The sequence below is a fragment of the Roseobacter sp. TSBP12 genome (assembly GCF_009129705.1).
Taxonomy (GTDB): domain Bacteria; phylum Pseudomonadota; class Alphaproteobacteria; order Rhodobacterales; family Rhodobacteraceae; genus Celeribacter; species Celeribacter baekdonensis_A.
This window is the reverse complement of the sequence record NZ_PYIB01000030.1, coordinates 19,453-46,068: the sequence shown is the minus strand read 5'-3', so window position 1 is coordinate 46,068 and position 26,616 is coordinate 19,453. Positions and strand designations below refer to the sequence as shown.

Annotated in this window: 25 protein-coding genes and 1 pseudogene; 16 read left to right on the top strand and 10 right to left on the bottom strand. The window is 57.6% G+C overall.

Annotated elements, in window-relative coordinates:
- Positions 1–60: 60 nt before the first annotated feature.
- Entirely contained in the window at positions 61–684 is a 624-nt protein-coding gene (locus C8029_RS10075) for an EF-hand domain-containing protein (RefSeq protein WP_193217633.1), read from the bottom strand.
- 168 nt (positions 685–852) lie between these two features.
- Between C8029_RS10075 and C8029_RS10070 the strand changes: the two genes are divergently transcribed.
- The 8 genes and pseudogenes from C8029_RS10070 (at position 853) to lgt (ending at position 8,524) form a co-directional block, all read left to right on the top strand.
- A complete protein-coding gene (locus tag C8029_RS10070; RefSeq protein WP_009573615.1) occupies positions 853–1,575 on the top strand; it encodes a response regulator in 723 nt (240 codons plus the stop codon).
- Positions 1,572–2,957, top strand: a complete 1,386-nt coding sequence (locus tag C8029_RS10065) for an ATP-binding protein (protein ID WP_009573616.1) — start codon at positions 1,572–1,574, stop codon at positions 2,955–2,957. The genes C8029_RS10070 and C8029_RS10065 overlap by 4 nt, the downstream gene beginning before the upstream one ends.
- Position 2,958: 1 nt before the next feature.
- Entirely contained in the window at positions 2,959–3,279 is a 321-nt protein-coding gene (locus C8029_RS22020) for an SHOCT domain-containing protein (RefSeq protein WP_226946298.1), read from the top strand.
- A gap of 47 nt (positions 3,280–3,326) precedes the next feature.
- Positions 3,327–5,325 (top strand): annotated as a pseudogene (locus C8029_RS10055) (heme lyase CcmF/NrfE family subunit).
- A 3-nt stretch (positions 5,326–5,328) separates the two neighbouring features.
- A complete protein-coding gene (locus tag C8029_RS10050) occupies positions 5,329–5,889 on the top strand; it encodes a DsbE family thiol:disulfide interchange protein (RefSeq protein ID WP_107718031.1) in 561 nt (186 codons plus the stop codon).
- 1 nt (position 5,890) lies between these two features.
- Positions 5,891–6,361: a cytochrome c-type biogenesis protein gene (locus C8029_RS10045; protein ID WP_009573620.1), complete on the top strand. Its 471-nt coding sequence runs from the start codon at positions 5,891–5,893 to the stop codon at positions 6,359–6,361.
- Positions 6,358–7,521 (top strand): c-type cytochrome biogenesis protein CcmI, encoded by a 1,164-nt coding sequence (ccmI, locus tag C8029_RS10040; RefSeq protein WP_009573621.1) that lies wholly within the window; start codon positions 6,358–6,360, stop codon positions 7,519–7,521. The genes C8029_RS10045 and ccmI overlap by 4 nt, the downstream gene beginning before the upstream one ends.
- 97 nt (positions 7,522–7,618) lie before the next feature.
- A complete protein-coding gene (lgt, locus tag C8029_RS10035; protein WP_009573622.1) occupies positions 7,619–8,524 on the top strand; it encodes a prolipoprotein diacylglyceryl transferase in 906 nt (301 codons plus the stop codon).
- A 57-nt stretch (positions 8,525–8,581) separates the two neighbouring features.
- On the opposite strand, the gene C8029_RS10030 is transcribed toward lgt, so the two are convergent.
- The 8 genes from C8029_RS10030 to C8029_RS09995 all read right to left on the bottom strand — a co-directional run bounded on the left by C8029_RS10030 (position 8,582) and on the right by C8029_RS09995 (position 19,904).
- Positions 8,582–9,064, bottom strand: a complete 483-nt coding sequence (locus tag C8029_RS10030) for a c-type cytochrome (RefSeq protein ID WP_009573623.1) — start codon at positions 9,062–9,064, stop codon at positions 8,582–8,584.
- 121 nt (positions 9,065–9,185) lie between these two features.
- Positions 9,186–11,546, bottom strand: a complete 2,361-nt coding sequence (locus C8029_RS10025) for a copper-transporting P-type ATPase (protein WP_009573624.1) — start codon at positions 11,544–11,546, stop codon at positions 9,186–9,188.
- Positions 11,547–11,611: 65 nt separating this feature from the next.
- Positions 11,612–12,502, bottom strand: a complete 891-nt coding sequence (locus C8029_RS10020) for a ribose-phosphate diphosphokinase (protein ID WP_009573625.1) — start codon at positions 12,500–12,502, stop codon at positions 11,612–11,614.
- A complete protein-coding gene (locus C8029_RS10015) occupies positions 12,502–14,016 on the bottom strand; it encodes a thymidine phosphorylase family protein (protein WP_066707498.1) in 1,515 nt (504 codons plus the stop codon). Before C8029_RS10015 ends, C8029_RS10020 begins: the two co-directional genes overlap by 1 nt.
- On the bottom strand, positions 14,013–15,398 hold the full coding sequence (locus C8029_RS10010; RefSeq protein WP_066707496.1) for an MBL fold metallo-hydrolase RNA specificity domain-containing protein: 1,386 nt from the start codon (positions 15,396–15,398) through the stop codon (positions 14,013–14,015). Before C8029_RS10010 ends, C8029_RS10015 begins: the two co-directional genes overlap by 4 nt.
- Positions 15,399–15,431: 33 nt before the next feature.
- A complete protein-coding gene (locus tag C8029_RS10005; protein ID WP_066707494.1) occupies positions 15,432–16,493 on the bottom strand; it encodes a YncE family protein in 1,062 nt (353 codons plus the stop codon).
- Positions 16,494–17,175: 682 nt separating this feature from the next.
- Entirely contained in the window at positions 17,176–19,356 is a 2,181-nt protein-coding gene (locus C8029_RS10000; protein ID WP_152002835.1) for a protein-disulfide reductase DsbD family protein, read from the bottom strand.
- 251 nt (positions 19,357–19,607) lie between these two features.
- Positions 19,608–19,904 (bottom strand): DUF2933 domain-containing protein, encoded by a 297-nt coding sequence (locus tag C8029_RS09995; RefSeq protein WP_066707491.1) that lies wholly within the window; start codon positions 19,902–19,904, stop codon positions 19,608–19,610.
- Between the two features lie 163 nt (positions 19,905–20,067).
- On the opposite strand from C8029_RS09995, the gene C8029_RS09990 reads away from it, so the two are divergent.
- The 8 genes from C8029_RS09990 (at position 20,068) to C8029_RS09955 (ending at position 26,162) form a co-directional block, all read left to right on the top strand.
- Positions 20,068–20,631 carry a L,D-transpeptidase gene (locus C8029_RS09990; protein ID WP_066707488.1) on the top strand — a complete coding sequence of 188 codons (564 nt, stop codon included), beginning with the start codon at positions 20,068–20,070 and terminating at the stop codon, positions 20,629–20,631.
- Between the two features lie 29 nt (positions 20,632–20,660).
- The gene (locus C8029_RS09985) at positions 20,661–21,125 is read left to right on the top strand and encodes a c-type cytochrome (RefSeq protein WP_066707486.1); all 465 of its coding nucleotides are present in this window, start codon (positions 20,661–20,663) and stop codon (positions 21,123–21,125) included.
- A 426-nt stretch (positions 21,126–21,551) separates the two neighbouring features.
- Positions 21,552–22,124 carry a c-type cytochrome gene (locus C8029_RS09980; RefSeq protein ID WP_066707483.1) on the top strand — a complete coding sequence of 191 codons (573 nt, stop codon included), beginning with the start codon at positions 21,552–21,554 and terminating at the stop codon, positions 22,122–22,124.
- 11 nt (positions 22,125–22,135) lie between these two features.
- Positions 22,136–23,071: a c-type cytochrome gene (locus tag C8029_RS09975; protein WP_096807334.1), complete on the top strand. Its 936-nt coding sequence runs from the start codon at positions 22,136–22,138 to the stop codon at positions 23,069–23,071.
- Between the two features lie 56 nt (positions 23,072–23,127).
- Positions 23,128–24,522 (top strand): multicopper oxidase family protein, encoded by a 1,395-nt coding sequence (locus C8029_RS09970; protein ID WP_009573640.1) that lies wholly within the window; start codon positions 23,128–23,130, stop codon positions 24,520–24,522.
- A complete protein-coding gene (locus tag C8029_RS09965) occupies positions 24,519–24,989 on the top strand; it encodes a c-type cytochrome (protein ID WP_009573641.1) in 471 nt (156 codons plus the stop codon). The genes C8029_RS09970 and C8029_RS09965 overlap by 4 nt, the downstream gene beginning before the upstream one ends.
- Before the next feature lie 5 nt (positions 24,990–24,994).
- Entirely contained in the window at positions 24,995–25,723 is a 729-nt protein-coding gene (locus C8029_RS09960) for a DsbA family protein (RefSeq protein WP_040402930.1), read from the top strand.
- A 118-nt stretch (positions 25,724–25,841) separates the two neighbouring features.
- Positions 25,842–26,162 carry a YnfA family protein gene (locus tag C8029_RS09955; protein ID WP_009573643.1) on the top strand — a complete coding sequence of 107 codons (321 nt, stop codon included), beginning with the start codon at positions 25,842–25,844 and terminating at the stop codon, positions 26,160–26,162.
- 88 nt (positions 26,163–26,250) lie between these two features.
- On the opposite strand, the gene C8029_RS09950 is transcribed toward C8029_RS09955, so the two are convergent.
- Positions 26,251–26,448 (bottom strand): heavy-metal-associated domain-containing protein, encoded by a 198-nt coding sequence (locus C8029_RS09950; RefSeq protein WP_009573644.1) that lies wholly within the window; start codon positions 26,446–26,448, stop codon positions 26,251–26,253.
- Positions 26,449–26,616: the final 168 nt, after the last annotated feature.

Sequence of the window (26,616 nt, the reverse complement as noted above, 5' to 3'; positions counted from 1 at the left end):
ACCCAAAGCACCGAACCGTTGACGGGCTTACCTGAATGGGGAATTTCTGAACGACGGGGTTCAGTTGTCTTCGTCCGTCATCATTCCGGGATTTGCGGCCATACCCTGTGCCATGTTGTCGGCAGGGGCGACCATTTCGCCTTGAGAAATCTGGCCGTCGCCATCAGCATCAAGCATCTGGAAACGATCGACCATGGTCTCGCGCATCGCCTTGGCGTGAAGCGACGCGAATTCGTCAATCGAGAGCGTGCCATTACCGTCGGCGTCATAGTCCGACAGCATCGACTGAAGGCCCTCATGCGCCTCTTCGGGAGACACCGCGCCGTTTCCATCCATATCGAACATTGACATCATGTTGCCCCCCATCATCGGGAACATACCTTGACCGGTTGTGCTTGGTCCCATCATGCTGCCGTTTCCGCTCATCATGCCCGAATGCATTTGCATCATCATGCGCATCATGCCGTGCATCATCTGAAGATGCTCGGCCATCTGACTGGGATCCATCATGCCGCCACCCATCATCATTCCGGGCCCGCCCGTCCCTGCCATCGGTTGAGCAAGTACATTGGGAGAGACGCTTTCAGCGCCCGCAGCTTGGTGATGGCTGTCATCGGCGAGCGCAGCACCTGCTGTGAGAACGGCAACCAGAAGACCGGTAGAAACTTTTGTTGAGTAGGACATTTTGAAGCCTTTCCTTCTTTTGACCTCATACAACTTGGCATCAAACATTTGAATGTAAGGACGTACACCCGTGGATTTGTATCCGTCTGTCGCAATGGACAGGGGCTGATACAATTGGCGACAAAAAGGAACCTGACCGTCTGATTTCCAATGCTTTAGAAGGGCCCCATGCAACACGCGCCACATATTCTCGTCGTGGATGACCATGAACAGATCCGGAAAAGTGTAACCCGCTATCTGGAAAAGAATGGCATGCGAGCAACCGCTGCCAAGGATGCGGCGGAGATGGACGCGAAGCTGGCTGTCGGAAGCTTCGACCTACTGGTCCTGGATATCATGATGCCTGGCGAGGATGGCCTTTCCGTTTGCCAACGTCTGTCAAGCGAAGGGCGACTGCCGATCATCATGTTAACCGCGCTCGGTGAAGATGCGGACCGTATTGTCGGTTTGGAGATCGGTGCGGACGATTATCTTCCCAAGCCGTTTAATCCACGCGAACTCCTTGCGAGGATCAAAGCCGTCCTGCGAAGAAGCGAGCACAAAGAGGCCTTCACCGGATCTCTGAGCGGCCGCAAAGTCCGCTTTGCACACCTTACCTTGGATGTAGACCGGCAGGTGCTTCTCGACGACGCGGGACAAGAGACCGCTCTTACGGTCGCAGAATTCAAACTGCTGACGGTCCTTCTGGAGCGCCCTCGGATGGTGTTGAGCCGCGATCAGTTGCTAGATCTTTCTCAGGGCATTTCCGCTGGTCCGTTGGACAGGAAAATTGACAACCAGATTTCGCGCCTTCGGCGAAAGCTCGAGCCCGACATTCTCCGTCCACGTATTATCAAGACGATCAGAAGCGGCGGCTACTGCCTGTCGGTCGACGTCGAGGTGTCCGAATGATCTGGCGGCTCCTACGATCTCTCCGGGTCCAACTCGTTCTTCTCATCATTATCGCGTTGGGGATCGCACAGTTTGTCAGCCTGTGGCTCTTCGCCGATGAACGAAGCCTCGCCATACGGGCTGCTCTTGGGTTTGAGGCAGCTGGACGAGCGGCAAATGTTGCGCGCTTGATTGAAGAGGCACCCGCTGACCTGCGCCCATCAATTATCCGCGCGGCGAACTCGCCCCTTGTTCGCTTTGACCTCGGGACGAAGCCGCTTGTGCAACATAGCGACCATTCGGATGGCGGGTTGGTTGAAACCCGCGTCCGCGCACTCCTGAACGACAGCTACAGTCGCGACATTCGTGTGGAGCTTCACCAGATCCAAGGCGCGATCCTGCCGCTACCGAACCTTTCGCACGAAATGACCGAGATGCACTTGGCCATGATGCGAGGTGAACTGTCCGCAATCGAGATGAACCTTTCAATTTCGATCGCCGGCGGCCAGTGGTTGAACGTAAGTACGCGCTTTGAGCGTCCGCCGATCCAGTGGCCGCTTTATTCCATGCTGACATTTGGTCTGACGGCAATGGCCCTGTTGGTCGCAGTGAGCTGGTTTGTCATGACCGGACTGCTGGGCCCTCTGCGGCGATTGGCCTGGGCGTCGGAACGATTGGGGCGTGGAGAAGACATAGACGCGTTGCCAGAACGGGGACCCCAGGAGGTTCGGGAGCTGACCGCTGGTTTCAACCGTATGCAGGACAGGCTGACACGGTTCGTTGCCGACAGAACGAGGGTTCTGGCGGCCCTTGGACATGATCTTCGATCTCCGCTCACCGCAATGAGAGTACATTCAGAAATGGTAGAGGAAGACGAAACCCGAGAGAGTCTCGTCGCAACCGTCGAAGAAATGCAGTCGATGGTGGAAGCAACCCTTACCTTCGCGAAAGGTCTCTCAGGGAACGAACCAATGCAGGATGTTGACCTGCAATCGTTCCTAGAAGCTCTGCGGGGGGATATGGTCGTACCGTTTGTGCTCTCTGACGGCCCCGAAGTCACGGTTCGATTGCGCCCCAATGCCATTCGACGCGCATTGCGAAACGTGATCGAGAACGCGGTGCGCTACGGCGGGTCCGCAACCCTGGGCTGGATATCAGCCGAGGGGGAAATAGAAATTTCCGTCACTGACAGAGGGCCGGGGATTCCAACCGCAGAATTGGAACGCATATTTGACCCATTCTTCAGGCTTGAAGAAAGCCGATCTCTGGAAACCGGCGGGCATGGGCTGGGCCTGTCGATCGCAAGGTCCATTCTTCGTGCGCAGGGTGGGGAGATCAGTCTGGCGAACCACCCGGACGGGGGGCTTATCGCGACAATTCGATTGCCAGTTGCTGAAACATGAAATGACAGAAAAGGAAACCGACATGCTTAGACTTACCAACACAACCGCAGCATTCACACTGTTCGCGACGACCGCCATGGCGGACCCCGGCGGAGATTATTACGGCCACATGTGGGGCGGTGGATTTGGAATGCTGGGAGGGCTGATGATGATCGTGTTCTGGGGCGTGATTATTGCGCTGATATTCTTCGCCGTTCGCTGGTTCAGCGAAAAGGGCCGTGCCTCCGGGTCGAGCGCGCATGACATTCTCAGGGATCGCTTCGCGCGCGGTGAGATTGATGAAGACGAGTATCGCAAGCGCAAAGCCGCTCTAGACGACTGAGAAAGTGATCACCAGTCGACCCCACTGCTAAAGATCGTGAGGCTCCTATGACCCCGGAACTCGGCCATTTTGTGCTGGCCCTCGCATTGGCGTTGGCCCTCGTCCAATCGACTATTCCTCTTTTCGGCGCGGCCCGGGGCAATCTTCTCTGGATGCGTTCGGCCCGGTCGACTGCTTTTGGGCAGGTCGTCTTCGTCGGACTTGCCTTTGCAGCCTTGATGCGCGCTTTTGTTGTCTCTGATTTCACTGTTTTGAACGTTGCGAACAATTCGCATTCGCTGAAACCAATGATCTTCAAAGTCGCGGCGACTTGGGGAAGTCATGAAGGATCGTTGCTTCTCTGGGTCTTCATTCTGACCATCTTCGGTGCTGCGGTTGCTGCTTTCGGCTCAAACCTACCGGAAACACTTCGAGCGCGAACTTTGGCAATGCAGGCATGGATCAGCGTCGGGTTCCTGTCCTTCCTTCTCTTCACATCCAATCCGTTCGAGCGCGTCTTTCCTCCGCCGCTTGATGGCGCTGACCTCAATCCTCTGCTCCAGGATATCGGCCTCGCGATGCACCCGCCTCTGCTGTATTTTGGATATGTCGGTTTCTCGATCGTCTTTTCGTTTGCAGCCGCAGCCTTGATCGAGGGACGGATCGACACAGCCTGGGCAAGATGGGTTCGACTGGACACTGGCCGCGTGGATCAGCCTGACTGCGGGGATAGCTCTGGGATCGTGGTGGGCATATTACGAACTGGGTTGGGGTGGATGGTGGTTCTGGGACCCGGTTGAAAATGTCAGTTTTATGCCCTGGCTTCTCGGGACAGCACTTCTCCATTCGGCGATTGTCACTGAAAAGCGTGACGCGTTCAAAAGCTGGACAATCCTACTCGCGATCTTGACGTTTTCGCTGTCACTCCTCGGCACATTTGTGGTTCGGTCTGGCTTGCTGACCTCTGTGCATGCTTTTGCCGTGGATCCGGAGCGAGGCCTATACATTCTTGGCCTGCTTGCGATTTCAATTGGTGGCTCACTTGCACTCTATGCGTGGCGGGCGCCAATGATGGAAGGTGGCGGGTTGTTTAAGCCGATTAGTCGAGAGGCAGGGTTGTTGCTAAACAACCTGATCCTGGCTACAGCGACTGGCACGGTTCTGTTCGGTACGCTTTATCCGCTGTTTCTCGAAGCCGTTTCTGGTGACAAGATTTCCGTCGGTCCGCCGTTCTTCAATGGCGCGTTCGTACCAATGATGCTCCCCTTGGTTTTTGTCATGGGTCTGGGGCCGTTTTTGTCCTGGAAACGAGCCGATCTCGTCGGAGTGCTTCAACGTGTCCGCTTCGTGGTGGTGCTGGCGGTGCTGGCAACGCTCGCAATTTGGTATTTCGCCAAAGGCGGGCCCGTGTTGGCATATCTTTCGATCCTCATCGCGCTTTGGTTGTTTTTTGCTTCCTTACGTGAATGGGCGCTGCGGGTTCGTTTGTTCGAGGTTCCGCTCCAGGAAAGCATCCGGCGTGCCCGCAATTTGCCCCGCGCGGCGCATGGAATGACGCTCGCTCATGCGGGAGTTGCGGTCTTGATGATCGGCATGATTGGCTCTTCGGTTTGGAAATCTGAAGAGATCGCATTTGTAGAGCCCGGCACGAGTGTCAACATTGCGGGATTTGATGTCACATTTGAAGGTGTGCAGCGCGTTCGTGGCCCGAACTATATTGCGGATCAGGGAACCCTGCGCGTCGAAAGGGGCGGCTCTTTCGTGACGGCTCTCAAACCTGAACGGCGCAGCTATCCGGTCGCACAAAGTACGACAACAGAATCGGCGATACGGTCAACCCTGGCGGGAGACCTATACGCTTCGATCACGGAACCCTCTCTGGACAAAGCCGAAGAGAGCGGTGCCTGGACTCTGCGTATTCTCTATGAGCCATTCGTCGGCTTGCTTTGGTTGGGTGCGGCCATGCTTGTCATAGGCGGCAGTCTGTCCTTGTCCGATCGCCGCTTCCGGGTCGGGGCACCCCAAAGCTCCAAGGCACGATCCACGAAACCGGTCGCAGCGGAGTGAGCAATGAAACGATCTGTAGCGATTATTCCCTTGGTACTGGCAGTGATTGTCGGCGGATTTTTCTTGTGGGGCCTGAATCCCAATCGTGACCCAAGCGAGATTCCTTCGGTTCTCATTTCTCAGCCAGCTCCCTCGTTCATTCTCGGGCCGGTGCCGGGTCTTGATGTACAGGGACTGTCTCGGGAAAACCTGCTCGGAAACCCAACGCCAGTCGTCGTTAATGTGTTCGCTTCCTGGTGCGTTCCCTGTCGTGCCGAACACGCGGTTCTGAGCGCTTTGGTTGAGCGCGATGGCGTGCGTTTGTTCGGGATCAACTACAAGGATCAACCGGTAGACGCGGTCAATTGGCTTCAAAATCTCGGGAACCCGTACGAACGTATTGGCTTGGATCTGTCAGGTCGTGCCGGGATCGAGTGGGGGATTTCGGGTGTGCCCGAGACATTCATTGTCGGAGGCGATGGAACGGTGCTCTACCGATACGTCGGCCCGATCGTCGGTGAAGAGGCTGTATCAACCTTTCGCCAGGCTCTCCGACAAGCGGGTGTGTTAGAGGAGAGGAGCTGACATGCGTCGTTTTTTCCTTGTGTTGGCACTCATCATGCCAATGTCTGCGCAGGCTGTTGAGCCCGACGAAATCCTCTCCGATCCAATCCTCGAGGCTCGGGCACGGGAGGTTTCCAGGCAGCTTCGCTGCGTAGTTTGCCAAAATCAGGATATTGACAGCTCGAACGCCGGCGTTGCGCGCGACCTACGACTTTTGGTCCGGGAACGGTTGGTTGCGGGTGACACGAACGAAGATGCAATTGCTTTCATCCAAGCGAGATACGGCGATTACGTTCTACTGAAGCCTCCGTTTAAACCCGAGACCTACGCTCTCTGGTTTACCCCCCCACTCCTTGGGCTCTTGGCTCTGGGGATCGGTGGCGGCATCCTGATGGGCTCTCGAAAAAGAAAAAAAATCGCAGACCTGAGCGATGACGAGGAGGCCGAGGTCGCACGCATTTTCACTTCATCCAGCGAAGGGGACCACCGATGATATGGATTGCAATGGCAGTCCTCGCCTTGACTGCCTCAGGTATTGTTGCGGCTTCGGCGTGGAAGCCTGCCTTGGTGCAAGGTCCGGCCGAAGACAGGACTCTCGCAGTTTTGAAGGACCAGTTGTCTGAAGTCGATCGGGATGCTGAACGCGGCCTGCTTTCTGTCGCAGAGGCGCATGCGGCGCGACAGGAAATCAAGCGGCGGGTTCTCTCCGTGGGGAGAGTAAAAAACACCGGGGAATCCAACGGCGGCGGCAGGGTCATACTCATGGCTGCTGCGGTCTTTGTGCCGCTGTTCGCGGCGGGGTATTACAGTTTTGCTGGAGCGCCAAACCTATCCAGCATCGCTTTCGAGGATCGCCAGGCAGAGGTCGCGCAAAATCGTGAAATCGAAGCGTTGGCGCAGAAGCTATTGCAGCGGTTGCAGGCGGATTCAGAAGGCGGAGCCTTGGAGGGCTGGATGCTCCTTGGACAGACCTTCATGAAATTGGGCCGCGCTTCGGATGCCGCATCGGCCTACGAGCGTGCAACACAATCCATGAATGCCGATTCTGCTGTGTTTTCGATCTATGCGGAAGCTCTCATCGTTTCCGAACAGGGGATCGTGACACCCCAAGCGAAGCGGGCCATTGCAAGAGCACTTGAGCTCGATCCGACCAATCCTGCTGGAACTTTTTACGATGCTGTCGGGCTTGCGCAAGCGGGTGCGAATGAGCAGGCCTACAATCGTCTTCTCACGCGATTGGACGAAGTGGATGGGTTCGCACCCTGGATGGAAACATTTGTCGCGGAAGCAAACCGGATAGGTGCGGCACTGGGCCGAGCGCCTATCAGTTTGTCGGATTATGCTCCAGTAATGTCAGGCAATTCGCCCGGCCCCACTGCTGCAGATGTCGAAGCGGCCAGCCAGATGGATGATGTCGATCGAGATGCATTTATCCGATCCATGGTGGAACGTTTGGCAACACGCCTTGAGGCTGAACCAGACGATATCGATGGATGGATGCGTCTTGGCAGGGCCTACAGGGTGCTCGGCGAAACTGACCTCGCCTTGAACGCGTACAGTCGAGCCAAAGAGCTATTGGTGCCCGTTTCCTCCGAAGACCCGCGCCAAAGTGTCATTTTGCAGTCCTTGGAAGAACTCCAGTCGGGCCAATAGCCCGCGGAAGCTTCACTCGCGATGAACAAACCATGAGAGAGCACGAACGGCGTATGTGCACGATCCGACCTCACCCGAATGACTAGAAAGAATGTCCATGCCTTTGTCCGCACTTCCGTTCCCAAATATCGGGCCGGATATATTTTCGGTTGAGATCGGCACGTTTACGTTGACTCTCCGCTGGTATGCGTTGGCCTATATCATCGGCCTTCTCGTCGGCTGGAGAATTTGTGTTGCCACGGTCAAACGCGCCGCTCTGTGGCCTGCATCGGGCGCCCCGCTAACACCGCGCCAAATTGAGGATCTTTTGACCTGGATTATCATCGGGGTGATCGTTGGCGGGCGGTTAGGGTTCGTGATGTTCTATCAGCGCGGGTTCTATCTTGCCAATCCGTTAGAAATTCTGAAGGTCTGGCAAGGGGGAATGTCATTTCATGGTGGGTTTGCTGGCGTAACCATTGCCGCGCTTGTTTATGGCATCCGTCAGCGTATGCCGCTCCTGAGCATGGCTGACCTTCTCGCTCTGGCAACGCCTCCGGGCTTGTTCTTGGGCCGGATCGCAAATTTCATAAACAATGAACTATGGGGCCGCCCATCGGACATGCCCTGGGCCGTCATATTTCCCGGTGACGCAGCGCAATCATGCCCGGGAATAACCGACATTTGCGCACGGCATCCTTCGCAACTGTACGAAGCCCTTTTGGAAGGCCTGTTGCTTGGCTTCGCTCTCCTATTCCTTGCGTGGCGGCGCGGATGGCTTAGGACACCAGGGGCAATTTGCGGGCTCTTCCTGGCCGGATATGGTTTTGCGAGAAGTTTTGTAGAGTTGTTTCGCCAGCCCGACGCTCAATTCGCAGACGTGAACAATCCGATTGGGTATGTTGTGCAGTTTGGTGACTGGGGGCTTACGATGGGGCAATTCCTTTCCTTGCCGATGTTAGCCGCGGGATTTGGATTACTTTGGCTGGCGCAGAAGCGGTCCGCCATAGGATCGGCATCTTAGGGCGCAAATGAAACTTTCGACGCATTGCCTTATTCTACTGCGATATCCCCTGACGCTTCAGTCGTGATCCTCCTCACCCATTTGGTGCATCATTTCTTCAATCTTTTCGGGGATGTCGCCGGCAGAGAATGCCTTCTGTTCTTCGGAATCGTGAACGAACGCGATGATATCGGCAAGCTCCTGACCTGTGAATTCAATTTGCCCGCCGAGCTCATCCTCTTGGGCAGCGACCATCGCCGGCGCGCCGCGCCACATTCGGGCGGCAAATTCAAACGGGTTCATTGGCAGGTCCATATACGCTGCATCAAGGGCGGGGGCATCCTCGCCTCCGACCCCGTTGATAGAATGACAAACGACACAGCCTTTCGAGGCGAACAGCGCACGCCCCTTGGCTGCATCCATGTTTGGCAGGAACAGTCCGGAGCTCATCATCTGACTCATCGCCCCATTATCTGTCATATGCCCGCTGTCTTGGGCGCCGACTGGCAGCGCCCACACCACAGCAATGGCTAAGATCATCTGTCTGGAAATGTAGGTCATTTTGGTCTCCTTGGTTTGCAGGTGATTGTCTGAACGCTGTTGCCCCTTCTCCGGCGATGGATTGTACCCAATACTGTTTATTGAACGGTCTGATGGACCTCGCGATCGTTCTTGTTTCCCCTCAAATCTGCGCGCGCCGTAGCCGAAGGGAGTTTAGGACGACCGAGATTGAGGAAGCGCTCATGGCAAAGGCCGCAAACATCGGACTGATCAAGATCCCGAGGAATGGGAACAAGATCCCCGCAGCGACGGGCACGCCCGCAGTGTTGTAGATCAGAGCAAAGAACAGGTTCTGGCGTATGTTCCGCATGGTCGCGCGGGCGAGTTTGCGCGCACGCACGATACCGTCGAGGTTCCCTTTGACGAGCGTGAACCCTGCGCTCTCAATGGCCACATCGGCGCCGGTGCCCATGGCAATCCCGACATCGGCCTGAGCCAGGGCAGGTGCATCGTTGACACCGTCGCCGGCCATGGCAACCTTGTGCCCCTTGGCCTGAAGTTCCTTGATGATCTTCGCTTTGTCTTCCGGCATCACATCGGCGCGGATCTCGTCGATGCCTAGACTGGACGCGACGGCCCTAGCGGTACGCTCATTGTCTCCCGTCGCCATGATAATACGGAACCCAAGTGCGTGCAGTTCCTTCAGGGCGGCCGGTGTGGTCGCCTTTACCGGGTCTGCGACGCTGACAAGACCGGCAACGTCATTCTCGACGACGACAAACATAACCGTTTCGCCATTATCCCGACGGGCATCCGCCTTGTCCCGAAGCTCTGCTGCATCAAGTCCGAGGTCAGTCAGGAGTTTCACGTTGCCGAGCGCCACTACCCGCCCGTCCACCGTGCCTTTGACGCCCTTGCCGGTGACCGCCTCGAAGGCGTCGGCTTTTGCCAGGTCGACGCCACGCTCTTCAGCACCGCGTACGATGGCTTCCGCGAGAGGATGCTCGGAGCCGCGTTCCAGCGATGCGGCAAGCCGAAGCACTTCTACCTCATCGTGACCCGGTTCAGGGTAGACGCCGACAAGTTTCGGCTTGCCTTCCGTCAGCGTGCCGGTCTTGTCGACGATCAGGGTATCGACCTTCTCGAACCGTTCCAGTGCCTCTGCATTCCTGATCAGGACACCCGCCTGCGCGCCGCGCCCCGTCGCCGTCATGATAGACATCGGTGTCGCAAGGCCGAGGGCACAGGGACAAGCGATGATGAGAACGGCAACGGCCGCAATAAGAGCATAGGAAAGGGCCGGGACCGGGCCCCAAATGGCCCAGCCAATGAAGGCCAGCACGGCGATGCCAATAACTGCAGGCACGAAATATCCGGAGACCTTGTCGGCGTATTTCTGGATCGGCGCGCGAGACCGCTGCGCATTGGCCACCATCTCGACGATTTGGCTCAGCATCGTGTCGGCGCCGACGCGCGTCGCCTCCATGATCAGGCTGCCGGTTCCGTTGATCGTGGCACCCGTTACAGGGTCTCCTCCGACCTTTTCTACAGGTACCGGCTCGCCCGTGATCATGCTTTCGTCAACTGAGGACCTGCCTTCGACGACCATACCATCGACCGGCACCTTGTCACCGGGTCGCACACGTAGTCGGTCGCCGACCTGGACCTGTTCCAATGGAACCTCTTCCTCGCTTCCGTCGTCGCGGATAATACGTGCCGTCTTGGCGGCCATATCCAGAAGAGCACGGATCGCCTTGCCAGTGCCTTCGCGAGCGCGCAGCTCCATCACCTGTCCCACAAGGACCAGCGTGACGATCACAGCCGCCGCCTCGAAATAGACGCCGACATGCCCTTCGGCATCCCGGAACCCATCGGGGAATATGCCCGGTGCCAGGACGGCGATGATGCTGAACAGCCATGCGGCGCTTACACCCATGGCAATGAGACTGAACATATTGAGGTTCCTTGTCCGGAACGAGTTCCAGCCACGAACAAGGAAAGGCCAGCCGGACCAAAAGACAACGGGTGTCCCGAGCGCGAGTTCGACCCAGAGGGTGACGCGTTCTCCGAATATCTCGCGCACCCCGCTCAGGCCAAGATAGGGGCCCATGGTCAGCACAAGGAGCGGTACGGTCAAAATGGCCCCCACCCAGAAACGACGGCTGAAATCCACAAGCTCCGGGTTCGGGCCTTCCGCTTCCATGGCGGCCGATTCCAGTTCCAGCCCCATACCGCAGATCGGACAAGACCCGGGATGCGTCTGGCGCACCTGAGGGTGCATCGGACAGGTATAAACCGGGCCAGTGTAGTCGTTGGGAACCGAGTCCAAGTGGTTTGGCTCCACCGCGTCGCCCGTGTGCTGATGATGGGCGTGGTGTTGCGAGGGCTCGCCCTCCGGCACCAGATGCATCTGGCATTTCGGGCAATCTCCCGGTTCGGCGCGGCGTACCTCGGGGTGCATCGGGCAAGTGAAGACCGTGCCCGCGTAGCCAGAAGGAACTTGATCGTCAGATCCGTTGGCATGTTCGTGATGGTTGTTCATTCGGGGATCCTTTCCCGTATTTCTAGCTCATTGCCTCAAACCTAATTCTTCCAGTAACTGGAAGGTCAAGTGGCGCATTGAGCAACTTTCATTTCTGTCGCTAACAGCTCGCCGACGCAGACTGCGTTCGTTGAGTGTGGAATCGTATCGGTACTGACGATCCGCGCGGCACCGGCATGGCGGATTGCTTCCTCTGCGCCGTGTGCGAAAACCGCGTGGATAATTACGCAAGTCGCAGGTCGGGCACCGGCCTGCTCGAGTTGTTCGAGCGTTCGGATCAGCGTGTGTCCGGACGAGGCGATATCATCGAGGATCACGGGTGTCCCCTGTCGGAAAACGGCGCTGCCCGGCAGGCTGATCTCGACCTGCCGATCCCCGGAGCGATGTTTTGTCAGCACTTCGTAGGGGCGTCCGGCGAGCCTGGCGACTTCAGCCACCCATTGCTGGCTTTCGCTGTCAGGCCCAAGGAGCACGGCCTCTGGAACGTTCGCCGCAATCCAGTCGGCCAGCAGAGGGGCTGTGGCGACACGATATGCGGGAATGCGGAACAGCGCTGAAAGGCTCGGGTTGCGATGCAGATGGGGGTCAGCGGTCATCACCCAGTCGAAACATTCATCAAGAAATCCCGCGAAGATCGGGGCGCTCACAGCTTCGCGTGGATGAAACCGCTTGTCCTGGCGCATGTAGCCAAGATAGGGCGCGACCAGCCCCACACGCGCGGCCCCAAGTTCGCGCGCCGTCAGAGCTGCGAAACGCAGAGGCAACGCCAGCCGATCAGGATCGCGCAACGTGGCGAGGAAGGCGATTTCGCGTCCTGCAGGATCGCCGCCGAGCTTCACGAGGGTTTCACCATCGGGAAAATGGTGCAAGTCCACCGGCTGGATTTCGGCACCGGATGTCGCCGCCATTCTGCGCGCCAATGGCTCCATGCCGGGAAAGGGGGCGATAATGGTCATCAGTTTGCCTCCTCAATTGTGCAAAGTCCCAATTGCGCCTCGGCATAGGAGCGGGCGTATTCCAGTTCTCCCAGCGTTTCGGCGTGGATCTCGAACAGCGGCTTGCCAAATTCGATATGGTCACCGATCTGGACCAGAAGGCGCAGCCCTGCGAGCTGCTGCCGCGGTGCGCCGGCGAGTTTCGCTGTGCGCGCGATGCGACGATTGTCAATCGCAATGAGGCGCCCCGCCGTGCGGGAGGTGATCACCGCATGATAACGCGCCTCACCGGGCTCAGTGAAACCGCCTTGTGCATCGCAAATCGCCATGAACTTCGCCTCGGCAGCGCCGCTGTCGAGCAGCTGTGCGGCCACCTTTCGCCCTCCCGCGCTGCCCGTCTCGGGGACAAGGTCCAGCAGCGCTCCAGCGATGTCGAGTGCACGGTCGCGCAGGTCGACAGGGAAGTTCTCGTTGCGGCGTAGCACGGCAAGGACATCTTGGGCTTCAAGTGCGGGTCCAATTCCGCGGCCGACAGGTGCAGTCCCGTCGCTTTGATGGATCGAGAGCGTCAGGCCGATGGCCTTGCCAACGGCGCGGAGCCGCTCTGCCAGCGCAGCGGCGGTTTCCGCCGAGCGGACCTTGGCCGTTGGTCCGACGGGCACATCGATCAGCACGCGCTTCGCACCGACCGCAGCCTTCTTCGACAAGACGCTCGCCACCAGCTGTCCGTCGCTGTCGAAATCGAGTGGCCGTTCAATCCGGATCAGAACATCGTCCGCAGGGCTGAGAGCGAGGTTGCCCCCCCAAACGATGCACCCGCCCTCAGCCTCGACGACGCGTCTCAACGCGGGGATGTCGAGCGAGACGGGAGCCATGACCTCCATCGTGTCGGCCGTGCCTGCGGGGGAAGTGATCGCGCGAGAAGAGGTCTTGGGGATCATCAGCCCCGCCGCCGCGATGATCGAAACGATGATCGGCGTGGTGCGGTTTCCTGGAAGCCCCCCGACGCAATGCTTGTCGTAGATCTCGGCGCCGCCCCAATCCAGCGTTTCGCCCGCCGCCTGCATGGATCGGGTCAGTGCGATGGTTTCCGCAATCGAAAGCCGGTCGCCCGCGCAGGCGGTGATGAAGGCTGCCAGATCGAGATCGGAGAGACGATGATCGAGGACGTCACGAATGATTGCGTCGAACCTTTGCTGCTCAAGGGTTTCTCCATAGACCTTGGCGCGGATCGCTGAGACGGAGTCCGGTGGCTCCGGGTGCGTAAAACTTGCCCGGTCCCCCGGTTGGGGCTTCAGGGCGGCCCAGGCTTCTTCCGACAAGGCGGCAGTGTCGTCGGGCAGCCAGTCGCCATTGGTCAACACGTTCAGCGTGGCAATCACCGACCTGTCGCCGAGCGTGACCTCGATCCGGGTCAGGGCTGCGAAGCCTTCGGCGCGGCAGACGTGGCAGTCTTCGCGCATGAAGACAACGGGTTGCCGGTAAGTGTCGATCCCCGCGCGGGACAGGGCGAGCGTATTGTCGATTTCTGTCATTTTGGATTGTCCAGCCGGATCGTTTCGAGGTGTTCGGGGGCGCGGGCAGGCCAGCCGAGTTCATGTTCGATCCGCCAGCGCAGCCGGTCCGAGGCAGAAGGTTCGCCGTGAGTCACATAGGTCATGCGCGGCGCGCGATCCGACGCGCGCATCCAGGCCAGCAACTCTTCGGCATCGGCATGTCCGGAAAAGGCTTCGAGCTGGATCACCTCTGCCCTGATCGGGAAATCTCGACCGAACATGCGCAGACTGTCCGCGCCAGCGGCCAGTGCCGCCCCGCGGGTACCGCCAGCCTGAAAGCCCGACAGCAGGATTGCGTTGCGCGGGTCGCCGCCGAAGCTGGCGAGGTGATGCAGGATCCGCCCGCCGGTCAACATGCCGCTCGCCGAAATGATGATCATCGGGCCATGCTGCGTGTTCAGCTTCTTCGACTCCTCGACCGAAGTGACCCGCTTGGCGATCTGGAACATCGCAAGGCAATCCTCCCAGGCAACGTGATGTTCTTCGTGATGGCCGTGGTAGATTTCGGTCGCGTCGATCGCCATTGGCGAGTTGAGATAAACCGGCACATATGGGATCTCGCCGCGGTTTTGCAGGCGTGCAATGTGATACATAAGCCCCTGCGCGCGCCCAACCGCGAATGAGGGGATGAGAACCGTACCGCCCCGCCCGAAAACACGTTTCAGGATTGGCAGAAGCTCTTCCTCCGCGTCGATGGCTGCGTGATGGCGATTGCCATAGGTGGATTCACAAACCAACACGTCCGCACCTGAGAACGGTTGTGGTGGTCGCATCAGTGCGTCGTTCTGTCGGCCGAGGTCGCCACTGAAGTGGATTGTCCTTCCCGGCAGTCTGATACGGATCTGCGCCGCACCGAGCAAATGGCCCGCCGGGATGAACTCTGCGGATATTCCGTCACCAACATCGATTGTGCTGTTGAAGGGAACTCTGTGCAAATGCTCAAGCGCCGCCTGAGCATCTTTCAACGTGTAGAGCGGCTTGGGGTTCTTGTGCTTGGAGTATCGGTGCCTTTTGGCAAAACGTGCCTCCTCTTCCTGGATATGGCCGCTGTCCGGCAGGATCAGGCCGCAGAGTTCCTCCGTCGCTTCGGTACACATCACCTTCCCTCGATACCCGCCGCGGATCAGCGCAGGCAGATAGCCTGAGTGATCGAGATGCGCGTGCGTCAGAAGTACGGTGTCAATGGTGGAGGGGCGTACCGGAAACGCCTTGCGGTTGCGGTCCCGCAGCGATTTGAAGCCTTGAAACAAGCCACAATCAACTAGAATGCGGCGATCCCCGGTTTCAATCAGATAGCGCGATCCGGTTACTGTTCCGGCGGCTCCCAGAAAACGAAGTGTTGGGCGAGTGTCCTGTGCCATGATCCTGTGCCTTTCATTCCCATCGGCAGCCCTTCAGGGAAGCGCCACCATCTGATGTCCTTCTCCTTCGACAGAAACTGTTTCACGCGTTTGCAGTGAGCTGGTATCGATGAGCCAAACCACGGGCTCTGCACGGCTTGAGACATAAAGGATGTCGGAGCCTGGAATTACCGTCAGGTGGTAGGGTTCTGGTGCAAGCGTGGCTGTGCGCACTTCCCCGGTAGCGAGTGCAACTGAGGCGAGTTTGTCCTCTCCCCTACCCGCGACGAACAAAGTTGCCCCATCATTTGACAGCCCCAGTCCATGAATCTCGCCGCCAATTTCGAAGGTCCGCAGCTTTTCACCGGTACTCAAAGACAGTTCCAGAACCTGACCTGCGTCCGCGTCTGCCACAAAGAGTCGATCAGTTTCGGGCGAAACCGCCGTATGTTCCGGGGTGTCACCTGCAATGAAGTTGCGACGAACGATACCCCGCGACAGGTCTACTTCGCTGATCGTTCCGTTACCGGTGTTGGAGACGTAGACGAGATTGGGATCAGTTCCGAACGCTGCATAGTTCGGCATCGATCCAGTCGGGACAAATGCCGTCATGCCGAAAGTCGCCAGGTCAATCACCGATATTCCGTCACCTGCCGGATGGGTCGCAACGGCAAAGCGTCCATCAGGGGAAACTGCCGTATGATGTACGGCACCCGGCACCTCTATCCGACGCAGGATATCGCCACTTTTTGCGTCCAGAATCGAGAGAAGACTGATCCCGGCATCGGGTGGCCCCATTGGCGCGGCCTTTGGTGCGTGGTGCGCGGCGTGATCGTCTGCAGACACGGTGGAGGGCTTTTCTAGCGCCGCGACATCCTCGCGCGGGATCTCCGAATAGCTGCCGGCGACCAGATACGGCACGCCGGGTGCGCCTGCGAGACCGTGGACCGCCTCGACATCATTGATCCGACGCAGGACTTTTCCAGTCTCCGCCTGAACCATCAGGACTGAATTGGCGCTGCCCTCTGGAATGAAGACCGTAGGCGGAGCGGCCAAAGCTGGTGCTGACACGAACAAAGTGGCGAGCGTATAGGCGATGCGGGGCGACATGTTCATTTTTGGAACCTTTATCTGGTCGAGATCATGCGGTGGCCGTGGCGAGGGCAGAAAACCGGCGGATCCACGGTTAATAGGAGCGAATGAAGTGAGGAGCGCGGTCAGGCAGAATCCGGACATCCAGACTACGAGCCTGTCGAAAAACCTAAGCGTCACGATTGGCGTAAAAGCCGAAAGGGAGGCGCTTCGCTACCTCGCTGACTGGAATGCTCAGAAGAGAATGGGGACGTGTATGAATTCGTCATCGGCGAAAGACGCCGATTGCCGCCACGACATTACCATTCGCGTGCTACGGTTCGAAACTACTGCGCTGACAAGCCCGTTAGGGATCAGAGCAGCGGCGCAACCGGGATGAATTCCGCAATCCGCGTCCAGAATAACGTGGACGGAGGAATTTGCGTCGGTGACCTGAACAATCTGCGTCTCTAACCCGGCAGGCTCGCCCTCATGCGCATGCAAACCATCGGCAATGAGACCGAAAAACAAGGCTCCGATCAATATCAGGACGAAGCTGACGCGAATACGCGACACTCTTCTGACATCGATATGTGGCCTTGATCGCATGATTTGAGTCCTTCCTAGGTGATTATAACACGCTATCCAGATGGTGTGGTTGATCTAAATCAGGGCGTTAAATGCTGCCTGACTCGGCGTCCTTGATGCGCAGCTTAGGCGAAATTACTCAGTCGGCACTTTGCTCCAAAGTGTTTCCAAATCTGGAAACCTTCACATCGTCCTCGATGAGCGTTGCTTGAGCGGCCCCCGGACGCGCCGCGTGCAGAGCAGCAAGAACATCCTGAGTCGACAATATTTCAGACAGGATAATTCCTTCGGGAGCAGACGGCCCATAAACCGCGTTGAATGGAATGCCGTAACGGTTGTTGGTCTCCAAAAAACGGGTGATCGCGTCATCTGGGCGGGTCCAGTCGGCCAGCATCGGCGTGACACCAGAGCTGTTCAATGCCGAAAGAACCGGGTCGCGTTCAAGAACGAGCGCCTTGTTGGCTTTGCAGGTCAAACACCAATCGGCGGTTACATCGACAAAAACGACCTCTCCGCGTGAAACCCGACGGGCAATATCGCCGCGGTCAAATGTGACCCAGGCAATTTTTCCTGCTTGGGCATCGGGTGCGGCGGGTGTTGCCAAGAATGGCGCGGCCGCGACCGCGAGTGCCGCCAGCGCCAGCCCAAAGGGCCAGCGAAGAGATCTTGGCACCCAGGGCGATGCCGCTATGAAGAGCATAACCGCACCGAGAGATGCAACTGTTAGGGCCGCGCGCGATCCAGCAACGCCGAGCAGGACATAGAACAGCCATGCCGCGGTACCCATCAGGAGGATGCCAAGGCCGGCTTTCAAGGCGATCATCCAGCGGCCGGGCTTGGGCACGAACCGAACAACGTTCGGCACGATGGCCACCAACAGATATGGGCTGGCCAGACCTAACCCGAGAAAGGTGAAAACGACAGCGATGTCTATCACCCGCCCCGCAAGTGCGAATGCGATAGCTGTTCCAAGAAACGGCGCGGAGCAGGGAGTAGCCATGACCGCCCCGAAAAATCCGGTGGCAAAATCCGCTCCATAACCGGCCGTACCTCCTGCTTTCATCAACCGCGTTGTCAGGGCGGCTGGCAAAGAGAATTCGAACAGTCCAAACAGGTTTGCGGTGAACAGACCAAGGATCAGGAGCATCAGAACCAGGAACGTTGGGCTCTGGAACTGGAGCCCCCAACCGACGGCAACGCCAATCTTTTGCAATGCGAAGAGAACAGCCGCGAGTGCCCACATAAAGACCATGACTCCGGCGGCGGCGGCCAAGAAGCCTGCCCTGACTTGGGCATTGCCGCGTCCTTCGGATTTCAGGGCAGAAGATAACTTGATCGACAGAACAGGAAGCACGCAAGGCATGGCGTTCAGGATCAAGCCCCCAAGAAAAGCGATGATGGCGATCCAGATCACTTGATCAATGCCGGGGACCACCCGATCAATACTGAAAGGGGGAGTTGGGGCGGTTGTTGCCCGATCTGGCGTGACGGTGAGGGCGTGATCCGGCCCGTCCGTCACGGTTACCCGTGGCGGCGCGTCTGTATCTGCCATGTAGGCAAGAATTGGGAATTCAGCCCAAAGCGTTCGCCCGCTTGCCCCAAGGCGAATGTCGGGCTTCCCCAACGTGTTGCCATCACCAATTTCAGGAAAGACGTCCGGGGTTTTGAAGGCAGTCGTGGCAGCTATTTCTATCGTTAGGCGGGTGAAATCATCGTTTATATGGGATGTGGCGGCGGTCACGCCTGCCGCTCCTCCTTCCGCCGGAACGCGTGCGAGAAATGCCCCGATACGATTAGCCGAGACTTGATCGATTGAGTTCCCCTGAGGCAACGAAAGTGCCAAGTCAAAATCCTGGGGGACACAAACTGCTGAGCAGGTCAAGAGCTTGACGTTTGCTCTGAGTTCGACAGGTTCCCTAGGATCCTTCAGGGTGATCTGAAGTGGAAAGACAACCTCATCATGATAGCCGAAGTTTTCGATGCCAAAGGCAGTGAACCGCTCGGGCGCAGGCCATAGGAAATCAACGCCCGCGACATTCGTCGACCCGCTCCAGTCGATCTGTGGCGGAATGCCAACCTCGCCAGGCGAACGCCAATAGGTTTTCCATCCGTCAGCAAGGTTCAGATCCAGACCGGCGGAGAGCGTTTGAGCTTCGGCGGAAACGGCATCCTCGGCGGAGATCAGCCGCGCTTCCACCGCAGTGACCTTGTGGGCGACTGATACCTCGGCCGTTGCAGCAAAGGGGATCAAGAGCCAGAACATTGCGGCAGCGAGGGTACCGCAGAAAGCAAGACGGATTGGCGAGCGCCAGATGGTCATCGCACTATCTCCAGGCTTTGAACTTGAGTGGCAACAAAGCCTGATCGGCCGTTTACACAATCCAACTGGCCCACACCGTTGGAGATAGGCCCTGCCAGACGACATCCATTGGGCAGCTCCAGCTCTGGTGACTTTGTCGACAAAGTTGGCGGCGGGTTTGTCGGGCACAGGACTGGTCCGCCGGAACAAGCGCTCACGAAAATCGCTCCCAAGAAGACAGTCGCCAGCCGCGCTCTTGTTCTCATTTCGACTTACCGCCGGACGGCGCTGTCGGTCATATCTTCAATCGGCACTGGCTGGGGGGCGGTCTGCTTGTGCTCTTTGCTTCCATGGCATGAACGCCCCATCATCTTGTGCATCACAAAATGGGCGCCAACGCAGAGCACCAGAGGCGCAAAGACGGTAGCGTTTGCCCAAAGGCCTGCGACGGTGCCTCCGCCAATCAGGAAAGCTGCGATGGGTAGAAGCATGACAGCACAGCAAGCCATCATGCCCCAGTGCATCAACTTTCCGTGGCGATTGCCACCTGACTCGCTATCCTCTTGCATGGAATCCACCTCTGATTTTGGTCAACGCATCCTGTTTAGCTTGATCTCCCGCTGGAAGGTCAAGGATACACTTCGATACAAATCTTGCGGCCTGTTGCGGTTGAGATTCAGCCCCATCTGAGCAATGCCTGTCTCGTCCAATTGAGTAACCAAGGACGAACAAATGGCAGAGAGACCGAGTTTGAACAGGCGGAGCCTGATTGCAATTTCAGGCGCATTCTTGATGACCCCCCACACTCTTCGGGCGGAAGAGGCTGGTGTGGTAAGACGCAATATCTCGTCGTTCGTTCTCCACAATTGGCGTGATCACTTTGACCGTCTCGGGAAGGGCATCATCATTTCGGATACTGTCACAAAGGTGCTCCAACACTGGACAGAGGATGAAGAGATGCGGATTTACCCGACCTCTGTTCCCTTGACTGATGAATTGACGAAGCGCGGGTATACAGAAGTTGTCGAGAAACGGGAAAATCCAAGTTGGGCGCCGACCCCTTCAATGCGGGAACGCAATCCGGAATGGCCAGCCTATGTGCCTGGAGGAGATCCCTCCAATCCTCTGGGAACGCGTGCGCTCTATCTGTCGTGGCAATACTACCGGATCCACGGAACCCAAGACACGCGGAAAATCGGGCGTCGATCATCAAACGGCTGCATCGGCCTTTACAACGAACATATAGAAGAGGTCTTCGATCGCACGCCGGTCGGGACGCAGGTTAAGTTGATCTGAACGGATCACATGCAGGAGAGTAAAACACTATGAATTTCTGGGGATGGTTCGTTAGCGGGTTCTTCGTGCTCGGCCTTGGAGCGGTCGGTTGGCAAGCGTTGCAGCCGGCCCCGGCGCAGACCGCTCAAGGACACTCAATGGTTCCGCCGGACACGAGCGGCATTCCTCAGGGCGCGCCCATTGCCAATGTAATAATTCCCGCTGAGTTTTCGCCGCAAGCCCAAATGGGGCAACGCGCGTTCGAGGCAAAATGCGCCAGCTGTCATGGTGAAAATGCCGCAGGCCAGAATGGGGTCGCTCCTCCGCTTGTTCACAAAATCTACGAGCCGAACCACCATTCCGATGCCGCGTTCCTGAATGCGGCGCAAAACGGCGTCCAATCTCATCATTGGAATTTTGGCAATATGCCTCCCGTTGAAGGCCTCACCCAAGGTGATGTGAAGATGATTGCTGGATACGTGCGCGAACTGCAGCGCGCGAACGGGATCAACTGACTTTGGTCGTCAGGCTGAACATCTTCCGTAGCGCGATCCAGATTCTCCTGCTGGTCTCGATTGCGTTATTTGTCGTTCTCCCGGCGGGATCTCTCGATGCAATTGGCCATGAAACGGTCGCTGCCAAAGTTTCCGAACGAAGTGCGCAAAAACATCAGACCTCTCATGAGGAAGATGCAGATAATCTTCTCCCCGGGCATTGCGATCCGGGGCCGGACTGCTCGAAAAATATGGTAATTGTCATTTTATCAGCTCCGAGAGCTTCGACCAACTTGTCGCAATTGCCTCGCGAACATCCAGATCAGAGCTTTTCTAACCGGAATGTCCTAAGGGACACCCCGCCTCCCAAACACCTATCCTGACCTAGGGGCAACCACGCCTCATCAAATTAAATCTATCAAGCATGGAAATACAGGATACGGAACGATGAAAAGCAAACTGATGATCGGCCTCTTGGCAGGAACGACAATGGCCGCAGCTGCATTTGCACATGGTGGCGCGGAAGGCGTCGTCAAGGAACGCATGGACGGCATGATGGCCATGGGGCAATCGGTCAAAGAACTGGCTCCGATGATGCGTGGTGAAATCACCTATGATGCTGAAGCTGTTCGTGCGGGAGCACGCGTCTTTGTCGAACATAGCGAAGGCATGACCGAATTGTTTCCCGAAGGGTCTGCTGGGAAACCGTCGGAAGCAAAGCCCGAGATCTGGTCGGATTGGGAAGAATTCAGTGCGCTCGCAGAGCAGCTCAAGGTGGTTAGCGAAGGTCTTGCCAAAGCCGCCGACAACGGGCTTATGGCGTCAGCGGCGGGAATGGATGCAGGCTCTATGATGGGCACGCAATCCCCCGGTGGCATGATGGGAGCTTCGTCCATGATGGGAACTTCGTCAGGAAGCCCGATGATGGACTATGCCTCGATGCCCGCAGATGGGGCATTCAACATGGTGACCCAGACATGTTCGGCATGTCACGCGAAATTCCGCTACGAGGCGAAGTAAAGATGGGCCGGATGAAAAAACTGGTCTTTGCTGCAGGGGCGCTTGGCGCCCTTGTGGTCGGCGGCCTTGTGATCTGGCCGATTGGCAAGGTGCCCGCGTCGATCACGCAAACGGGTGATGTCCAGCGCGGCGCCTATTTGGCTCGCGTATCCGGGTGCATTTCATGCCACACCAATTCAGAGGCTGGCGGCGCCGCACTCGCAGGCGGCGCGGGGCTGGCGACAGATTTTGGCACGTTTTTTCCGCCCAATCTGACGACAGACAAAGAGAGCGGCATCGGGGGGTGGACGGTTGAGCAGTTCGCCAAGGCGGTTCGCCAGGGCATTAGTCCTAGCGGAGAGCCGTATTATCCCGCTTTTTCCTATCCGTTCTATGCGGATTTCACGGATCAGGACATTGCCGACCTTTGGGCAGCTTTCCAGACCGTGCCACCGGTCGCCGAGGCAGCGCTTGAGCATGATGTCAAGTTTCCTTTCGATCAGAGATGGGGCCTGAAGCTATGGCGGGCGGCCTATCTCTACGATCCACCCACGGAACCCATTGACGAGAAAAACGCACAATGGAACCGCGGTCGCGAGCTGGTTCGAGGTGCAGCACATTGCGGTGCTTGCCACACGCCACGCAATATCGGAGGCGGGCGCCTGCTTGACGCGGTTTTTGCTGGAAATGAGGCATTGCCAGGGGGGAGCAAGGCGCCTTCGATCACGCCGAACTCACTGGCGGAACGCGGCTGGACCGTTTCCAACCTCGCCTATGCGTTGCGTACTGGCGTGACGCCGTCAGGCGACGCTTTCGGCGGCAGCATGGTGGAGGTCGTGCAGGGCAATACGCGCTTTTTGTCCCCCGATGATCTGGAAGCGATGGCCGTGTACTTGCTTGATGGTGACGAACCTCGAGCCGACCGGGTCGCTCAGGGCGAGGGCGCCGCTGCTAATAAAGACATGTGACTGCAATAGAGACAATGTGTGAGCCAAAACTGGCTCGCACAACAAACGAGAACGAAATGACACACACCAGAAGAGCATTCATTCAATCGGGGTTGGCAATGAGTGCGTTGAGCGTCTTCCCTAAGGCTGGATCAGCAGCCACCCCTGAATTTCAGGTGATGACAGCGCAAAGTGGCGCCGTACAACTCGCCCCTCCGGACTACCCCAAGACGGAGATTTGGGGCTATGACGGAAAGTTTCCTGGCCCCGTGATCCGTGTTCGGCAGGGCGCGCGTCTTCAACGTCGGCTCGTCAACAAGTTGCCGCAGGCGACGTCCCTGCACTGGCATGGCGTGCGGATATCAAATGCGATGGACGGCGTGGCCGGGCTCACCCAAGATGCCATCCCCACAGGCGAAACCTTCGACTACGATTTTGCCGTTCCAGATGCAGGAACTTTTTGGTTTCACGCGCATAATCGCTCCGTCGAACAGGTCGCTCGTGGGCTCTACGGAGCGTTGATCGTCGAAGAACCGATAGCCCCGGATGTTGATCGCGATGAAGTCCTTATTCTTGACGATTGGCTCCTCAACCCGGAGACCGCACAACTCGACCCAGATTTTGAAGCCGTTCATGATCGTAGCCATGCAGGCCGACGTGGCAACTTTGTCGCCACCAACGGAAGCTTCAATTCTACGCTCAACGTGAGCCAGGGTGAGCGGATGCGGCTTCGGTTGATCAACGCGGCAAATGCCAGGATCTTTGTTTTGGGCCTGTCAGGTCTAAAGGGGTGGGTGATGGCGTTCGACGGAATGCCACTGGTGACGCCGAGTGAGATCAGCGAACCGATCATCCTTGGGCCGGGCCAACGAGCGGATTTGTTTGTCGACGTCATTGCGGATGAAGGGGAAAGTGCTCATCTGGTGCGGCTTGAAGACGGCCAGGGATTTGCCCAAACCGAGTTTCGCGTGACCGGCACTTTGGCCTCCGCTGTGCGGGATGTCCCCCAAGTTCTGCCACCGAACCCTAATATGGATGTGCCGGGACTGGAGCAGGCGAGACGCATCAGGCTCAACATGGAAGGCGGGGCAATGGGCAACCTTGACGCAGCCATACTTGAGGGTGAGCGAAAAACGTTCCGCCAACTGGTCGACGCGAACCAGTTCTGGGCTTTCAATGGTACCGTGGGCATGACCGAGAAGCCACTGGCTAGCCTGTCACGCGGTGAAACAGCGCGAGTGGAGATCTACAACGATACATCCTTCCCCCACGCCATGCATTTGCACGGGATGCATTTCCGGGAGGTGCTGGAGGGCGGTGAAGTTGGTCCCCTGCGGGATACCTTGCTGATGTTCGGTGGCGAGACTCGCGAGATCGCCTTCGTTGCCGACAATCCGGGAAAGTGGCTGTTTCACTGTCACATGCTCTCGCACGCGGCATCCGGCATGATGACGTGGCTGGAGGTCGCATGAGATCAGCTTACCTGGCGGTAATTTCATCCATTGGCCTGATTGGGCTAGGTGCAACCTGGTGGTTCAGCGGCAATGCCTCCCAGGGTTCTTCCCCGTTTGACGACGTCAATATCGAACTGGGGCAAGCTCTCTATTCTGAAAACTGTGCGTCCTGCCATGGCGCCAATCTCGAAGGGCAACCAGACTGGCGAAGCCCTGGTTCAGATGGCCGCCTGCCCGCGCCGCCGCATGATCGCAACGGTCATACCTGGCACCATAGTGACCAGATTTTGTTCTCCTACACCAAGCTCGGGGGGGCGGAACTGATGCGACAACAGGGCTCAGATTTCGATAGTGGCATGCCGGGCTTCGCCGGCAAACTCACAGATCAGGAAATTTGGAACATTCTCGGCTTCATTAAGTCGACCTGGCCAGAGCGAGAGCGCAATGCTCAGGCCGCACGCACAGCAGCAGAACAAGAGGGATAATGGACATGATTTTCAGAAATTTGATGCTCGTATCGTCATTTGCCTTACTTCCAATGGCAGTGCAGGCCGCAGACCTGGACGAAGCGCGGGTCAAGGAACTTGTATATGAGGCTATCCGCGAGAATCCGCAAATCATCATGGAAGCAGTCGAAATACTTCAACGTCAGGACGCCGAAGCCCAGGCACAAGCGCAGGCAACCGTCTTGCGCGATCAGCGACAATTGCTCGAGCAAGACCCGAATGCACCGGTTCTCGGCAATCCCGATGGGGATGTGACCGTTATCGAATTTTTCGATTACAACTGCCCATATTGTCGACGCGCTATGCCGGAAGTTCAGGCTCTGTTGGAGGCCGATCCTGATGTGCGTCTGGTCTATCGCGAATGGCCAATTCTCGGGGACGGGTCAGTGTTTGCAACCAAAGCTGCACTCGCATCGCGGCTGCAAGGCAAGTATGAGGCATTCCACTGGGCCCTAATGGGTATGAACGGCCGGGCGGAAGAGGCAAGCGTTCTCAGGATAGCACAAGAAGTTGGTCTCGACATCGAACGCCTTCAAACCGACATGGAGCGCCCCGAAATTGAAGAGCACATCGCGACCTCGATGCGGTTGACGCAGTCGCTCGGCTTCAGTGGCACGCCTTCATTTGTGATCGGCGACAATCTGGTTCCAGGCTTCGTGGAGAGCGATAAGCTCACGGAACTGGTCGACAACGTGCGGGCGTCGGCAAACTAGCACTCTGCGGTGGGTTCTGACATCACGCCCGATGAGCAATGATGCAGGCGAATGAGCCGGAGCCCCTACATACCAAAAGACCTAGGCACGGCCTACCACTGAAAGAGGCGGCGAGAAGATGACTTACCTTTGGTATCTTATTGCTGCCTTTGCCGAGATCGCCGGATGTTTTGCTTTCTGGGCATGGTTGCGGCTCGATCGTTCGCCGCTTTTGGTCGGGCCAGGTCTGGTAAGTTTGGCACTCTTCGCATGGCTTTTGACGCGCGCAGAAAGCGAAATGGCCGGTCGGGCATATGCAGCTTACGGGGGCGTCTACATAGCGGCGTCCATGATCTGGATGTGGCTAGTGGAGGGGAGCCGACCGGACCGCTGGGACATTGCAGGCATTCTTCTTTGCCTCTTAGGCAGTGCTCTCATCCTGTTGCCTTCGCGCTCATGATCTGCGGAACCTCAGAAAACCAGGCAAATCCGTCGCTAGAAATCGCTAGGTCATCGCACCCGTCACGACGGGTGCGATGACCCATAGATTAGGCAGTCACGGTATTTTCGTACCCAGCTTCACGAAGCAGGGCCGTCAGCCGTTCTGTTGACAGTGCACCTTCAACAGAAACCGTGCGGGCCGGAATGTCGCAAGATACGCTCGCATTTGCGTCAGCTGCCTTGATCGCCTTTTCGATCGTACTGGTGCAATGACCACAACTCATGTCGGGAACGTTGAATTTCATGTCGATGTCTCCTCTGTGACAGCTTGTTCAGTGCAGATGGGGCTTCCAGTGGGGGGAAGGTCAAGGGTCTCCGTAGATTTTTAAAGCGAAGCCAGGAAAGTTCAAATTGGGTATTGACCTTCCAGTCACTGGAACTCCTATTTGGGGTGTCAAATGGGATTCCAGGAG

Bases quoted from the DNA above. Each gene is read 5' to 3' on its own strand.
- C8029_RS10075 (WP_193217633.1), bottom strand. From the start codon at position 684: ATGTCCTACTCAACAAAAGTTTCTACCGGTCTTCTGGTTGCCGTTCTC.
- C8029_RS10070 (WP_009573615.1), top strand. From the start codon at position 853: ATGCAACACGCGCCACATATTCTCGTCGTGGATGACCATGAACAGATC.
- C8029_RS10065 (WP_009573616.1), top strand. From the start codon at position 1,572: ATGATCTGGCGGCTCCTACGATCTCTCCGGGTCCAACTCGTTCTTCTC.
- C8029_RS22020 (WP_226946298.1), top strand. From the start codon at position 2,959: ATGACAGAAAAGGAAACCGACATGCTTAGACTTACCAACACAACCGCA.
- C8029_RS10050 (WP_107718031.1), top strand. From the start codon at position 5,329: ATGAAACGATCTGTAGCGATTATTCCCTTGGTACTGGCAGTGATTGTC.
- C8029_RS10045 (WP_009573620.1), top strand. From the start codon at position 5,891: ATGCGTCGTTTTTTCCTTGTGTTGGCACTCATCATGCCAATGTCTGCG.
- ccmI (WP_009573621.1), top strand. From the start codon at position 6,358: ATGATATGGATTGCAATGGCAGTCCTCGCCTTGACTGCCTCAGGTATT.
- lgt (WP_009573622.1), top strand. From the start codon at position 7,619: ATGCCTTTGTCCGCACTTCCGTTCCCAAATATCGGGCCGGATATATTT.
- C8029_RS10030 (WP_009573623.1), bottom strand. From the start codon at position 9,064: ATGACCTACATTTCCAGACAGATGATCTTAGCCATTGCTGTGGTGTGG.
- C8029_RS10025 (WP_009573624.1), bottom strand. From the start codon at position 11,546: ATGAACAACCATCACGAACATGCCAACGGATCTGACGATCAAGTTCCT.
- C8029_RS10020 (WP_009573625.1), bottom strand. From the start codon at position 12,502: ATGACCATTATCGCCCCCTTTCCCGGCATGGAGCCATTGGCGCGCAGA.
- C8029_RS10015 (WP_066707498.1), bottom strand. From the start codon at position 14,016: ATGACAGAAATCGACAATACGCTCGCCCTGTCCCGCGCGGGGATCGAC.
- C8029_RS10010 (WP_066707496.1), bottom strand. From the start codon at position 15,398: ATGGCACAGGACACTCGCCCAACACTTCGTTTTCTGGGAGCCGCCGGA.
- C8029_RS10005 (WP_066707494.1), bottom strand. From the start codon at position 16,493: ATGAACATGTCGCCCCGCATCGCCTATACGCTCGCCACTTTGTTCGTG.
- C8029_RS10000 (WP_152002835.1), bottom strand. From the start codon at position 19,356: ATGACCATCTGGCGCTCGCCAATCCGTCTTGCTTTCTGCGGTACCCTC.
- C8029_RS09995 (WP_066707491.1), bottom strand. From the start codon at position 19,904: ATGCAAGAGGATAGCGAGTCAGGTGGCAATCGCCACGGAAAGTTGATG.
- C8029_RS09990 (WP_066707488.1), top strand. From the start codon at position 20,068: ATGGCAGAGAGACCGAGTTTGAACAGGCGGAGCCTGATTGCAATTTCA.
- C8029_RS09985 (WP_066707486.1), top strand. From the start codon at position 20,661: ATGAATTTCTGGGGATGGTTCGTTAGCGGGTTCTTCGTGCTCGGCCTT.
- C8029_RS09980 (WP_066707483.1), top strand. From the start codon at position 21,552: ATGAAAAGCAAACTGATGATCGGCCTCTTGGCAGGAACGACAATGGCC.
- C8029_RS09975 (WP_096807334.1), top strand. From the start codon at position 22,136: ATGAAAAAACTGGTCTTTGCTGCAGGGGCGCTTGGCGCCCTTGTGGTC.
- C8029_RS09970 (WP_009573640.1), top strand. From the start codon at position 23,128: ATGACACACACCAGAAGAGCATTCATTCAATCGGGGTTGGCAATGAGT.
- C8029_RS09965 (WP_009573641.1), top strand. From the start codon at position 24,519: ATGAGATCAGCTTACCTGGCGGTAATTTCATCCATTGGCCTGATTGGG.
- C8029_RS09960 (WP_040402930.1), top strand. From the start codon at position 24,995: ATGATTTTCAGAAATTTGATGCTCGTATCGTCATTTGCCTTACTTCCA.
- C8029_RS09955 (WP_009573643.1), top strand. From the start codon at position 25,842: ATGACTTACCTTTGGTATCTTATTGCTGCCTTTGCCGAGATCGCCGGA.
- C8029_RS09950 (WP_009573644.1), bottom strand. From the start codon at position 26,448: ATGAAATTCAACGTTCCCGACATGAGTTGTGGTCATTGCACCAGTACG.